15 protein-coding genes are annotated in these 13,237 nt (G+C 43.2%); 9 read left to right on the top strand and 6 right to left on the bottom strand.

All coding sequences use genetic code 11. From position 1 onward, the window contains the following. Positions 1 to 130: 130 nt before the first annotated feature. Positions 131 to 604: a peptide-methionine (S)-S-oxide reductase gene (locus F7Y48_RS17425; RefSeq protein ID WP_193447441.1), complete on the bottom strand. Its 474-nt coding sequence runs from the start codon at positions 602 to 604 to the stop codon at positions 131 to 133. A gap of 193 nt (positions 605 to 797) precedes the next feature. Here F7Y48_RS17425 and F7Y48_RS17420 point away from each other — a divergent pair, with 193 nt between their 5' ends. After that, positions 798 to 1,187: a VOC family protein gene (locus F7Y48_RS17420; RefSeq protein ID WP_005429448.1), complete on the top strand. Its 390-nt coding sequence runs from the start codon at positions 798 to 800 to the stop codon at positions 1,185 to 1,187. 91 nt (positions 1,188 to 1,278) lie between these two features. Beyond that, the gene (locus F7Y48_RS17415; protein ID WP_053808097.1) at positions 1,279 to 2,019 is read left to right on the top strand and encodes a DNA-binding transcriptional regulator YciT; all 741 of its coding nucleotides are present in this window, start codon (positions 1,279 to 1,281) and stop codon (positions 2,017 to 2,019) included. Positions 2,020 to 2,022: 3 nt separating this feature from the next. Here the strand turns inward: F7Y48_RS17415 and F7Y48_RS17410 are convergent, their stop codons facing one another. The 3 genes from F7Y48_RS17410 to F7Y48_RS17400 are packed head-to-tail and all read right to left on the bottom strand — an operon-like array spanning position 2,023 to position 3,820. Further along, positions 2,023 to 2,379, bottom strand: coding sequence for a VOC family protein (locus tag F7Y48_RS17410; RefSeq protein WP_316685142.1), 357 nt, complete (start codon positions 2,377 to 2,379; stop codon positions 2,023 to 2,025). Between the two features lie 29 nt (positions 2,380 to 2,408). Beyond that, positions 2,409 to 3,062 (bottom strand): isochorismatase family protein, encoded by a 654-nt coding sequence (locus F7Y48_RS17405; RefSeq protein WP_316685141.1) that lies wholly within the window; start codon positions 3,060 to 3,062, stop codon positions 2,409 to 2,411. A gap of 32 nt (positions 3,063 to 3,094) precedes the next feature. After that, positions 3,095 to 3,820 carry an NUDIX domain-containing protein gene (locus F7Y48_RS17400; protein WP_005373953.1) on the bottom strand — a complete coding sequence of 242 codons (726 nt, stop codon included), beginning with the start codon at positions 3,818 to 3,820 and terminating at the stop codon, positions 3,095 to 3,097. Positions 3,821 to 4,119: 299 nt separating this feature from the next. Here F7Y48_RS17400 and pncB point away from each other — a divergent pair, with 299 nt between their 5' ends. The 4 genes from pncB (at position 4,120) to F7Y48_RS17380 (ending at position 7,807) form a co-directional block, all read left to right on the top strand. Further along, positions 4,120 to 5,430, top strand: a complete 1,311-nt coding sequence (gene pncB, locus F7Y48_RS17395; RefSeq protein ID WP_074190011.1) for a nicotinate phosphoribosyltransferase — start codon at positions 4,120 to 4,122, stop codon at positions 5,428 to 5,430. A 334-nt stretch (positions 5,431 to 5,764) separates the two neighbouring features. Next, positions 5,765 to 6,124, top strand: coding sequence for a hypothetical protein (locus tag F7Y48_RS17390; RefSeq protein WP_005373947.1), 360 nt, complete (start codon positions 5,765 to 5,767; stop codon positions 6,122 to 6,124). A 214-nt stretch (positions 6,125 to 6,338) separates the two neighbouring features. Then, on the top strand, positions 6,339 to 6,857 hold the full coding sequence (locus F7Y48_RS17385) for a glycine zipper 2TM domain-containing protein (protein ID WP_005392659.1): 519 nt from the start codon (positions 6,339 to 6,341) through the stop codon (positions 6,855 to 6,857). A gap of 170 nt (positions 6,858 to 7,027) precedes the next feature. Then, the gene (locus tag F7Y48_RS17380) at positions 7,028 to 7,807 is read left to right on the top strand and encodes a class I SAM-dependent methyltransferase (protein WP_316685139.1); all 780 of its coding nucleotides are present in this window, start codon (positions 7,028 to 7,030) and stop codon (positions 7,805 to 7,807) included. A 65-nt stretch (positions 7,808 to 7,872) separates the two neighbouring features. On the opposite strand, the gene F7Y48_RS17375 is transcribed toward F7Y48_RS17380, so the two are convergent. Next, on the bottom strand, positions 7,873 to 8,769 hold the full coding sequence (locus F7Y48_RS17375; protein WP_316685138.1) for a DMT family transporter: 897 nt from the start codon (positions 8,767 to 8,769) through the stop codon (positions 7,873 to 7,875). A 94-nt stretch (positions 8,770 to 8,863) separates the two neighbouring features. Between F7Y48_RS17375 and F7Y48_RS17370 the strand changes: the two genes are divergently transcribed. The 3 genes from F7Y48_RS17370 (at position 8,864) to F7Y48_RS17360 (ending at position 12,371) form a co-directional block, all read left to right on the top strand. Then, positions 8,864 to 9,748: a LysR family transcriptional regulator gene (locus F7Y48_RS17370; protein WP_005392662.1), complete on the top strand. Its 885-nt coding sequence runs from the start codon at positions 8,864 to 8,866 to the stop codon at positions 9,746 to 9,748. A gap of 180 nt (positions 9,749 to 9,928) precedes the next feature. Then, positions 9,929 to 10,543 carry an outer membrane beta-barrel protein gene (locus F7Y48_RS17365; RefSeq protein ID WP_005373936.1) on the top strand — a complete coding sequence of 205 codons (615 nt, stop codon included), beginning with the start codon at positions 9,929 to 9,931 and terminating at the stop codon, positions 10,541 to 10,543. A gap of 160 nt (positions 10,544 to 10,703) precedes the next feature. Further along, complete coding sequence (locus F7Y48_RS17360) at positions 10,704 to 12,371, top strand: ABC transporter substrate-binding protein (protein WP_316685137.1); 1,668 nt, start codon at positions 10,704 to 10,706, stop codon at positions 12,369 to 12,371. A gap of 75 nt (positions 12,372 to 12,446) precedes the next feature. On the opposite strand, the gene ompV is transcribed toward F7Y48_RS17360, so the two are convergent. Then, a complete protein-coding gene (gene ompV / locus F7Y48_RS17355) occupies positions 12,447 to 13,223 on the bottom strand; it encodes an outer membrane protein OmpV (protein WP_005392665.1) in 777 nt (258 codons plus the stop codon). Positions 13,224 to 13,237: the final 14 nt, after the last annotated feature.

The raw sequence follows: 13,237 nt of genomic DNA, 5'->3' as shown, positions 1-13,237 counted from the left end.
AGTTATTTTGAAATAAATAACTGGACATGAAAATGAACTGGAGGAGGATCAATAGCCCTGGTTAGGATGCAAAAAGAGGCGTTGCGCCTCTTAGTTTTGAGATAATAGAAACAGTGATAAAAGCTGGCCATTAATTTCTATATTTATGCAGCAAATCTAACGGGATATGGCAGTAGTCATTTGGAAAGCGCGTGAGTCGGTCTTGGTGCTCATCATCACTTGGCACGTAGTTTGTGAGTGGCAGCACTTCTACGGCGATTTTATCGGCATCCGGTCTTGCTGCGATAAACGCTTTAGCAATCGTTAGGTGTTGCTCGTTTTGGCTATAAACACCGGTACGGTACTTTTCACCGACGTCTTCACCTTGCTTGTTAACACTGTGCGGGTCGATGATCTCAAACAGATACCCCATTAAAGTTTCAACCGAAACTTGTTCAGGGTCGAATTGGGTTTTCACGCATTCTGCGTAGCCATCGTATTCGGATTGAGTGTTATCCGTCGTGCCATTTGCTCGTCCTGCTTCGGTGCTAATTACGCCGGGAAGGTGACGCATAAATTCTTGAACGCCCCAAAGGCAGCCGCCTGCGAAGTAAATCTCTTCCATCATTTTATCCTGTAAAACTTTGCGCCATTATGGACATCACTTTCGCTCAAACACAACTCCAACCATAGAGTTAATGACTCATCGATGAGCAGTTCGGACATAAAAAAGGAACAACTCGGTGATGATTTGCTCTCTTTTTTGTGCTGCTTTTCCTCGTTAGATTGAGCGCAGTTAAGAGCTAAGGGGAATCCTAATGAAAATTGAACATATCGCGATTTGGACAGAACGTTTGGAAGAGTTAAAAGCCTTCTATGAGAAATATTTTAACGCGGTGTCTAACGATAAATACCACAACCCAACTAAGCAGTTTTCATCTTACTTTCTTTCGTTTGAAAGTGGTGCACGATTGGAGTTAATGTCGATGGAAGGTGTGACCGCTTGTGAAAAATCTCATGCGATGCAGGTAACAGGATTAGCACACTTTGCCTTCGCTTTAGGATCAGAGCAGGCGGTGGATCAATTAACCAAAACCTTAGTAGATGATGGCTACCAATGGATCGACGGTCCGAGACAAACGGGTGATGGTTACTACGAAAGCTGCGTATTAGATCCGGATGGCAACCGTCTAGAGCTTACGGTGTAACGCGACTTAGCTTATTTCTATCGTTCACAGGCTGCTTTCATATGAAAGTGTTCGGGCGTATACTGCAAGCTCATTAATAAGGAGTGAGCCTGTGAACCCAAGACAAAATGAAATCCTGCAATTAGTGAATGATCGTAAACGCGTTCAAGTCACGGAGCTTTCTGACATTATCGGCGTGTCGGGCGTGACCATCAGGCAGGATTTGAATTTTCTGGAGCAACAGGGCTATCTAAAGCGCGTACACGGCGCAGCTACCGCATTGCAAAGTGATGATATTGATACCCGATTAGAAGTCCGTTTCGATATTAAACAATCACTTGCAAATAAAGCGGCGGACTTGGTATCACCAAACGAAACCGTATTGATCGAGGGCGGCAGTGCTAATGCGCTCTTGGCTCGCACTTTAGCTGAACGCGGCGATGTGACCATCATTACCCCATCGGCGTACATCGCCCATCTCATCCGTAACACCTCAGCTAACATCATCTTGCTTGGTGGTGTGTATCAGCATCAAGGTGAGAGCCTCGTTGGCCCGCTCACCAAACTCTGTATTGAGAACATTCACTTCAGCACGGCTTTCTTGGGTATAGACGGATTTCACCAAGACACTGGTTTTACTAGCCGAGACATGATGCGTGCCGACATCGCAGAGGCCATTCTGGCAAAGAATAGACGTAACATCGTACTGACGGACTCCAGTAAGTTTGGACAGATTTATCCTTCTTCAATTGGAAATACCAACGAAATATCGGTGTTGTTAACCGACAAAGCCGCTCCGAAAAGCGACCTTGAGCAAATCAAAAAGCTAGGTGTGGAAGTGGTGTTGGGGTAAGTACTAATTGCTCTCCGACCATACTGCGAATTCATTTCCACTTAGTTCGGTGAAGTGGAATCGGCAGCCGCCGGGAAATTCGAAAATAGGGCGGATAATTTTTCCACCATGCTGCTCAACTTTTATCTGCGTGGCCTGAATATCTGAGCTATAAAACACTAAAAGTGCGCCACCATTTGCGGTTTGGTTTACAAACTCAGATTTGAAGAATCCGCCATCTAACCCTTGTCCTGAAAATGCAGAGTATTCAGGACCATAATCGATAAAAGTCCAGTCAAAGGTACGCTCAAAAAATTGTTTTGTAGCGTTAATATTGGTGGAACCAAATTCGACGTAATTCAATTTTTCATGTTGATGCATAGTGAAATCCTTCTCGGTTACTATCGTCTCTAGGCGAATTTTTCTACGATGATGTTATCCGCTTTTTCGACAAATAATGCGCCTTGATCCTTGAGCTCTGTCAGCACATTTTCAACATTATCAGGCAGCACTGCGCGAGTTGAAGCAAGGTTGACCACCACATTGTAGCCAAGATCCAGTGCTTGCATGACGGATTTCTTCACACAAAAATCTAGCGCGAGACCACCGATCACTAGGGTATCAATCCCGTTGAATTTTAGAAATTCATGTGCACCTGTCGTTTTAGTATCGGCAATATCATGGAAGAAAATACCGTAAGGATGCGCATCAGGATCCATGCCTTTATTAACTTGAAAATCATAGTCCAAAACAGGTGGTAAACCGTCTAAAAGTTCAGAACCTGTTGTGCCAAGTACACAATGGCGGTTCCATTTTATATCCACATTGGGTAGACCGACGGGTTCAAGCATGTTGGCTGGTGTTTCGGCATCCCATTTTGCTTTTGGTGGGTGTAAGTCACGACTGACCAGTTTTAATCGGCCTTTGGCATGATTACTCAGAAGCTCCGGTACGATTTCCAACGCACCTGCAACGGGCAGTTCATTTGGACATAACTCGCTAAAGCCTTTCTCTGGATCAACGTCGATCACTGCTGTAGTTTGATAGTTTACTCGAACAGTCATGGCAGACTCCTTGTCTGTCTGATTGCCTGCGTTTATCCACGCAAACAGTTTTGAAAAAAGGTTACTTCGTCGCTGGTCAGCGTATATACCATTGCGGGTTTTCCACCTTTGCCTTTGTTGGTAGAAGCGACTTTATTGGTGGGCTTTAGTACGCCTGAATCTATCAAGCGGCGCTTAATCGTCATTCGGCTAATATCAATACCAAACTCTTGATAAGCAGAAATGATGTCCGCAACCAAAAACTCTTTGTCTAATGCAAACAAAAGAACCGATGTGTATTCAATGGATGCACGAAGCTTCTGCCACGCTTTTTCAATGGTTTTTTGATGGTCAAACGCGAGGGTCTCTTCTCCATTGAGTATAGCTTGTAGCGAAAACCATTTAAGTTGGCACTCTGGTACACCTGCATTGTTGATTTGCTCTACATTGTTACGATCGACTAAGGCGTAGTGCGTAATGTTTAAGCTCCAGTCTTCTGGATCACGTTTGGGATCGCCGTCGATAAACGCTTCACTAAAGTGACGAGGGTAGGTATGGATTTTCTCGCGGCAAATTCGGCGACGCGCCGCCTCAAAGTTTTCATCGGCCGGGCGTCCTCCTTCACTGGTTAAGTCTTTATCAAAGACAAATCCGCCCGGTAGTGCCCAGACTCCATGGTATGGCCGATTTGGATTTGAACGTTTAATCAACAACACTTCCAATCCCTTATCGGCACAGCCAGATAGCCTGAATGGAATAATGTCGACAGATACGATCATGGTTGGGTCCTAATATTGATTTGTAAGTAATCTAGCGCATAACAAGTGGTCAATCAATGGGTAAGTAACGAGTTGTGCGAAACGTTTTTGGTAGTGCTTCATAGTACGCCTTGAGTATAAATCTACGAATGAATCTGACTTATTCACAATCTGTGTGCGAATTCTAGACAGAAAAACCTTATAAAAATGAGTGGTTAGTAACAAAAGTTGACAAACTATAGATGGGTGTTTATTGTTTACGCAAATTAGTTAGTAACAAAAAGTTATATACCCAGGAAGGGCGTGTAGAAGGGCACCTAATGACCACCAAACTATTTTCTTCCCGCATCATTCAAAGCGCTTTGGATTTTGATGTTTACAAAGTCAATATGATGAGCGCAGTAACAGCGCTTTACCCTGATGCGATGGTGTCATACAAGTTTATTGTGCGTAGCGAGGAAGATCTCTCTGAACTGCTACCAGAGGTAAAAGCAGAAGTTCTTAAACTGCAAGACATTCAATTTACGCAAGAAGAAATCGAATATATTAAGCGTGTCGCGCCTTACCTGAATCCTGATTTTGTTGATGCATTGCGCCATTTCCGGTTTAACCCGCAAAGTGATGTCTCTTTCCATAATAAAGCCATGGCTGATGGCTCAAGCCAGTTACGCATTACTATCAATGGTTTGTGGCGAGATACTATTTTGTACGAAACGATCATCATGAGTATCGTGTCTGAAGTTCGTAGCCGTCAGCGTTGGTCTGATATCCCTGTAGCGCAATTTACCACCGTTTTAGAAGAGAAAGTTCGGTACCTAAAATCCGAACTAAAGCGTCGTAACATCACTAACTTTAAGTTTTCTGATATGTCGACGCGTCGACGTTTCTCTTTTCAAGCTCAGCGCACCATGCTGGAGTTCTTGTGCCAGGAGGTGCCGGAATGTTTGACAGGAACAAGCAACTACCACTTAGCAAAAGAACTGAATTTGACGCCTATCGGTACCGTTGCTCATGAATGGTTTATGGGCCATCAAGCTCTGGTGAATGTGCGAGATTCGCAAAAAGTGGCTTTGCAACGTTGGCAAAAAATGTTTAACGGTGCACTAGGTATTGCACTGACCGACACGATTGGTATTGATGCCTTCCTTAAAGACTTTGATGAAGAGCTAAGTAACGCGTATTTCGGTGTGCGTCACGATAGTGGTTGTCCTTATAGCTGGGGTGAAAAAATGATTGCACACTACCAGTCGCTTAATATAGACCCATTAACAAAAACACTGGTGTTTACCGACGGACTTAACTTCGAACAAGCGTTAGATATTTGCGAGTATTTCCAGGGACGTATTCAGGTGAGTTTTGGTATCGGTACTTTTCTTGCGAACGATATGGGTGATTATGTTAATAAAGAGGGTGAAGCCTACCAGCCACTTTCTATCGTGATCAAAATGGTCACGTGCAATGGTTCACCAGTCGCAAAAATCAGTGACGAACCTGAGAAAGCCATGTGTGAAGATATCTTCTTTTTGATGAACCTCAAGCGCCGCTTCGAGCAACCTCTTGATTTAAATGAGTGTCGTAAACTGATTGATCGTCTAGAAACTGAAGGTCAAAACTATCTCATCGACGCGTAGGCGTTATCCTCTCTCCTTGATAAGCACCCTCTATCGTTACGACAAATTTATATAGACAAACGTAGAGGGTGATTTCGTTATAGTAATACGCAGAAGTAACCAGATACAGCGTAGGAAAGCACTCGAAAATAAGGTTGTTTTTTTGATGTGCTATGTGCCTATGATTGGTGTAAATCGATACGTTACAGCATCGTGGAGGGTGTATTTTCATCGGACACTAAACTCAGTCTAATCACGTAGTTTATTCCCATGTACCATGAGGTCACTCGGGTATAGACGTCTATCTGCTTTTATGACTTTGGGCTTCGCGTAATTGCTTGAATCAGGAGTCAAAATGAACCTAGTAGTACATTTGCAAAAGAAAGCGATCCGAAAATATGGCTATGAGATGGCAACTCGGCAGGCATGGAAATGTGGCATCAAGGCAAATCTTGTTAAGCGCGTGATCGGCCTTTTTAAAGGACAAATTGTTTGTGTGGTTGAAGGCTGTCGCGCAGAGTTTTCTTCTCCTCTTAATAACCCCCTTCACGAAGATGACAAGCAAGGGCGATATGTGTTTGTTGGCGGTGTATGCTGGGAACCAAACAACATTATTGCTCCTGGTTTTCCTGACTTTATGTTTATGCACGTGCGTAACCTGAGTCACCGTCATAAGTATTTAACCGACGACGAACTGTTTTTAAGCTTGGCTTAAAAATAAGCCTCATAGGTTAATCAAGCCTAATCATAATCAGTAATGATACGGTTTTAGCTCAGTTGACATTCTGTTGAGTGTTTCTTGACGTACCTTTTATAAAACAGTGTTTCTTTACTCGTTAATGACAGAGGGTTTGTTTTCGCCTGATGTGATTTCCTAATTGCGATTTACTATACCGCTCATCAAAGCAAACCATACTGGGATGTAAATCATGAATATGAAATCTATCGCAATTGCAACGGCAGTTGTTGCTGTACTAGCAGGCTGTAAAGACAAAACGCCACCAGCTCCAACCCAAGCAAACATTACTTTGGTTGAAGCGGTGACTGAAACGGTGAAAAATCCACACCAAGTATGTAAAGACGTGGTAGTAACGGAGCAAGTTGCTCCTACGGATGATAATAAAATAATTGGTACGGTCGGCGGCGCAGCAGCTGGCGCGGCATTGGGTAACCAAATCGGTGGCGGCTCAGGTAAAGTGATTGCAACTGCAGCTGGTACGATCGCTGGTGCATTAACGGGTCGTAAGATTCAGGAGAACGTGCAACAAGGCGATGTAGTGACAACGACGAAAAAGCAGTGCCACACAGAATACACAACATCTGAAAAAGTAGTGGGTTACGATGTCACTTATGAAGTTTCAGGTGCGCCAACGACGGTTCGCTTAGCGAGCAAGCCAGCGACAAAAACGTTCCCAATTCAAGATGGCAAAGTTGTTCTTCCGCAATAACTAGCTCCTCAACCGAAGTAATTAACAAGCCCTTTTATCTTTGAGATGAAAGGGCTTTTTCACATAAGCGGTGTTTTCATCTATTTTCCCGCGGGAATGTGCAGCCAGAATTACCAGCTAATTTCAGCGTTCGATACAATCACTTTTCGAAAAGTACGAACGGAAAAAACATGGAAGATTTTTACCTGACCGATCGCGGTTTAGCTGGTTATTTCGAAGCGCAATGGTTCGACAAGTTCATCGAAGATAAGCAGATTGAGACGATAAACAGTCGCTCAAAACAAGTCCCACTCTCTTTTTTGTCATCACCTCACTGCTCCCAAGTTGCTGATTTTATTGCGCAGATGGCACTTGAGAGCGGCGTTCAGCCGTATTCCCTACTTGAGGTTGGCGCGGCGCTGGGAAGAAACTATTATGAGTTAGTGCAACGCTTACCTAACCTTAAAGAAGCGACGCTTGTGGAGCCTTCAAATAGGTTGATGGATGGCTTGAAGCAACTATTAATAGAAGAACAACGAGTCGAGCTAACTTATCTTCACGATGTGAACACCTTAAACGCTTTAGAGGTAGAGAATAGAGATATCGTACAGAAATGTGCTCATGTTGATTTGACGCTGATTAACCAACCTTTTGAGCACGATACTCTCCAGTCTAGCTTTGATTTAGTCGTATGTTTGAACGTGATTGATCAATGTGAGTCGCCACTTAGCGTGATCAACGCTCTAAAAGAAGCCACCAAGGTTGGCGGGCTGATGGTTGTCTCTTGCACTTATCAGTGGAACGCGAAACACATCAAAAATGAAGAAGAAGCGGTCGATGATATCAAAGAGTACTTTGCTGAAGGTTGGCGTTTAGTATCGGAAGCCGATCATGAATATCGCATCCGGTTTAATGATCGTTTTGCAAGGCAGTTTTTATCTCATGTGGTCGCTTACATCAGAATGGATTAGAGCTACATAAAAAAAAACGAGCACTTACGACTCGGTTTTTTTAGTCTTTGAGGTAGAGCGCGATTTTAAGTAACGTGCGCCTCTTTTTGTTCTCGCTCTTGCTGAGCTTGCAGCTTTTTCTTGCGACGTTCTCGTTTAGAAAGCCAAACCAGCGGCACAACAATCATTATTGTTCCTATCGCCATGAATATGTCTGGCACTTCTCCAAACCAGAATAATCCCACAAACACGGCACCAATTAAGCCACTGTATTCAGCGCTGGCAATTTTGTTGCTATCAATCGAGCGGTAAGCGATCACACATGTTGCCGCATAAATCATGATGAACAAACTTGAGCCAGCAGCGACAGGGAAAGCACTCCAGTCCCAAGGTTCCGCTTCGATCAGAACAAGTAAGAAAGCCACGGGAATACCTGCCAAGTTTGTCATCAATAACGTTTGCATGACAGATTGATTTTTTGGCAGTTTTCGAATGAGCAAGTTATTGATTGCCAGGGTAATAGCCACAACTAAAGCCGAAATCGCTGCCCAGTCGATTTGATCTGGGCGAATGATGACCAACACTCCAGCAAAGCCCATGATCGCAGCCGCGATCGATTGTTTAGACAGCTGTTCGCCAAAAAATATCGCGGCAAGCGGCAGCATGATTAATGGCGCGGCGTAGAAGATTGCGTTCGCAGTTGCGAGCGGTAAAGATGAAATCGCCAAAACCATAAATATAGCACCAAGCAACCACACGTGAGCGCGGACAGCATGCCATTTAAATCCTTCAAGAAAATGAGTCTTTTTTGTCAGCAAGCAGACAGGCAGTAGGAAAAGCACTGCGGAAATTTGTCGGAAAAAGACAAACTGAAAAATAGGCACTTCATTTCCGACACTTTTAATTAAAGAGTCCGAAAGCACCGCAATGAGATTCCCAACAATTAATAGCAGCATAGCTGCGCCGACCGATGTAACTTTCACTTATTTCCTCTCCTCTTTCTTTGCCAAAGAGTAGGTGATGTCATAGGATGAAGTGAAGTGATATTTATTAGTTTAAGTATGAGATTTTTAGATAATGAAATTGCCACCACTCAGAGCGGTTCACTGTTTTGAATCTGTCGCTCGAAACTCTAGCTTTTCGCTTGCGGCTGAAGAGCTCAATGTGACGCAAAGTGCCGTTAGTCATCAGATACGATTATTGGAAGATTATTTGGGCGAGTCATTATTTATTCGTCAAGGAAGAAAGCTCTCTTTATCGGATACTGGTGCTCGTTATTTAGAGGATATTAGCCCGGCAATTAGCTCTATTGCGATGGCCAGCCAAAAGGTGAGAGAAGGGGACAAAGGCAGCATACGTTTAGCGATTTATAGCTCGCTTGCCGTAAAGTGGCTTATTCCGCGTTTGTCTGATTTTAAGCGGTTACATCCGGAAATCGATCTGACACTCAATATGGTTGTTGGTGATCCTGAGCAGACAGATAGCGTTGGTGATTGTTTTATCACGGTAGAGAAGCCAAAGCGCAACTATATGTCGGTGAAGTTATACGCGGAAACGCTGTATCCGGTATGCAGCCATAAAATTTGGAAAGAGTTACAAGATCAACCCATTCCAGAAGCGCTTTGGCGATATCCTATTTTGTCGACAGACTCTATTTATCGTGAGAGAGGAAAAGACTGGGCAGAGTGGTGCAGAGCGGGTGGTTACACTTTGCCAAAAGATGTCGATGTTCAACATTTTAGTCATATGTTGTTGGCAATTGAGGCTGCACGTTATGACCAAGGCATCGCATTTGCGAATGATTTTATGCTCAATGAAAGAGATAAAGCGCATGATTTGGTGTATATCCCTTCTCATGGATTAGAGACGGGGGACAGCTTTTATTTTATTCATAAAAAGAGCCGAGCCAAGCAGGCGGAAATTATCAAACTCACTAATTGGTTGAAGCAACAGTGCTTGTGAAATGACTAAATTGTCATGATTAAGAAAGAAAGTGGCAAAGTTGTGTTTAAATATTTCATGTTTTATTGAGTTTTTATTCATTAACATCAACTTGGTTTTGAAACCGAGTGAAATGGATAGCATGACGTGCTTAAGGATGGGCAAAACACAACCTCAATAATTAACAGGCAGTGAAATACAATGTTTAAAAAAACATGGCTAATGACAGCCCTTCTAGCAACATGTTCTGTTGCAAACGCAGCTCCTTACGTTGGTGCATCGGTAGGTCAAGCATCGTTTGGTGATGTTAATGGCTCTATCAATGGTGGTGGTACCAACGCTAGCACTAAGCTTAAACTTGAAGATGACTCAAGCCTTTCAGGTAAAGTATTTGGTGGTTACAAGTTCAACGAATACATTTCTCTAGAAGCAGCCATTGGTGGCTACGACGCTTTAGACGGCAAAGTTGTTACTGTTGGTGATATGAAGTATCTATCGATTCAACCAAAGGCGACTCTACCTATTGGTGATCGTTTCAACCTTTTTGCTAAAGCTGGTCTTTCTTACTTCAATGCTGAATTCAAAATTAGCAACTCTGTGATTGACGGTAGCGCAGGCCATACCACCATTTCTGACAGCACTGTGACAGGCATGTACGGTTTAGGCGCAGAGTTCGCTATTACAGAAAATTTTGCTCTACAAGTTGAGTGGGAATACATGATGCCTGAGCTAGACATTGCGAAATTTGGCAATGAAAAAGTAACGGTTGATGCTGACATCAACGTGTTCTCTGTAGGTATGAGCTACCGTTTCTAAGAATACTTATTCAAGTTACCTCTTGGCTTAGTACACGTTTTTGACTTCTGTTGGTCGAGCTGAGTCCAAGCTTTGAATTTGTTTAGATATAGCACAGGAAGTTTAGTTGCTAAGCGTCCTGTGCTATTTTTTTGCTTTGGAATAACTCTTAGGAATCTTTGTGAACGATGTCAATCTTAGGTATCTGGATCTACTGTTAAAGCACTTTGAACCTCATCAATATCACTTCGTTACGCTGTCTGAGCTTGAAGTGGTAATTTGTACGTCAAGGCGCAATGTTTCTATTGTGATGAAAAAGCTTGCCTCTTACGGTTGGGTAGATTGGAAACCTGCAATTGGCAGAAGTAACGCCAGTCGTCTGAACATTACTATTTCCCTTCAACAAGCGATGACCGAGTTTTTGGTTGAGGAGCTTGGCAGAGGAAGAATGAACTCAATAACGAAACTTATTGATTGGTTCGGTCAAACCGCGGTTAGAGCACTGACTATCGCTTCTGAAAAAGTGAATCGATTGAACGAATCAAATAACGCTATTTTGATTTCTTCTTACCCTTGGGTATCCAAAATTGACCCTGCGAATACTTACCGTCACACTGAATTACACGTCGCGAAAAGCGTTTATGACGTATTGCTGACCCAAAATTCCAATGGTGGTATCGAGCCATCGTTAGCACACGAATGGAAAATGGAAGGCAAGGTAATGACGTTATGGTTGCGGCCAGGCATATATCGCCATGATGGCGAACCCCTTAACATACAGGATGTGGTTTGGAGTATAGAAAGACTCAGGGAGATAAAAGGACCAGTTCACGAGCTCTGGCAATGCATTGATAGCGTGGTTGCAGAAACATCTAACTGCTTAAAAATCATATTGAAGCATCCGAACAAGTTGTTTCCATACATGCTAGCAACTCCTCATGCGTCTATTCTGTGTCGAGATGTCGTCTCTTTCGGTTCTAGTTATTCCTACCACATAGGGACTGGGCCATTTAAAATCAGCGGCTGGAACCAGGAGAGTATGACTCTTGAAGCGCACAAAGAGTATTTTTCAGCACGCGCATTGTTAGATCAAATAACGCTGTCTCATGGTGATGTTAAAACCTTAAATATGTTGAGCTTTAACCAAAGCTCCGATCACGTTGAAGTGGAAAAAATTAGCGCATTTTCATATCTGACCTACCGCGAACGCGCGGAATCCCAACTCACAAAAGAAACTTGGTATCAACTCGCTGATTACATCCATGTGCAAAAGCGAATTTATGATGCGCCAAGTGCCGTTGACAGCATTCAGTTAGAGACTCATGAGCAAGATTTATCAATAACAGATGGTGGTGTGATACCTAAACTGAAAGGTAAAGTGGTATTAGCTGAACCTGTCTGGACGATACCGAGTCTAATTCGCCATTCCGAATGGTTGCACAGTGTGATTCGTGCAACGGGATTAGAGTTAGAGATCATTGTTATTGATGACATTAGTTTTCCTGAGGTAGTGTCTCACCAAGCAGACTTGCTCTTCATTGAGGAAGTCATGGAAGCACCATTTGAATATGGCATCTTCGAATGGCTGTCGATAGCAACTGGACTGCGTTTTAGTTTTGAGCAAAGCCAGATGTTAAGCCATAGAGAAAAGGTTCGCAGGGCGATGACAGATGATCACTCGCTACAGTCTTTATTAAACCTAGAGAAAGCGCTGCGTGATCAGTACCTATATTTGCCTTTGTTTGTTGGCTACGAAGAAGTGACAAAAACACAGCAAGTGCGAGGTGTGCAGGTGAAGAATACAGGCTATAGCGATTTACATAGGTTATGGATTGCTCATTCACACTAGAGTCTGTGTTCAAGATTATGCAAATGTCCAACGCATAAAGCCATCGAAATGATGGCTTTATAAGGGCGTATCGGATTAGAAGTTGTACGACACACTTGCGCCAACAACCCATTGGTTTGCACTATCAACAATCGAGGAATCGCTGATACCGCTGCCTAGGCGAGTGTATTGTGTCATTTGGCTCACTTGCCAGTTATCGTTGATTGGCATGACTAGCTTGTAGCCTAAACCATAGCTTACTGTTGAATCACCTTTGTACGCTTTGCGGTTTGCATTTGCTTCGCGTTGTTTTACGCCAAAGTAGTAATCTACGTAGTCTTCACTTTGATAAGTTAGGTTAGCAAAAGGAACAAAATCAACACTACCGAAGTTCATAATGTGGAAGTAAGTCGCGCCCGCTAAGTAACCTTTGTAAGCACCACTGATATCATGTTGAAGGTATGTTGAAATCACATTGTGTTGATCTAACGTAAAGTCAGTGTTCAAACCTAAATCGACAGCAAAGCGACGTTTATCCGTGCCTTTCAGGCTCTTTGCAATATCACCGTCACGCATGACACCACTGCCAACAAGGTAAGCACTCATGTTGATTAATTCATTGGTGTTACCGAAGAAGCGGTAGTTAATGCCACTTAGATCGGCGTTAAAGTCGTCACCATGGTAACCGCCATTTAGAATTGGAGCTGTATTGTATTTTTGATCTTTGAAAAGATCGCTGCCATGAGCCACTCCGACTTCCGCGTTCCAGCCACCTTCATTGTTGTAGATGTTACCGTTACGAATATAAGTATCACCAGCAACCGCTGAACCAGCAGCAGTCAGAGTTAGTAGTGCAATTAATGTCTTTTTCATCATTTTTCCGAGTT

This window comes from Vibrio sp. 2-1-2a, assembly GCF_032648565.1.
GTDB lineage: Bacteria > Pseudomonadota > Gammaproteobacteria > Enterobacterales > Vibrionaceae > Vibrio > Vibrio diabolicus.
This window is presented reverse-complemented; position numbering and strand designations above follow the sequence as displayed.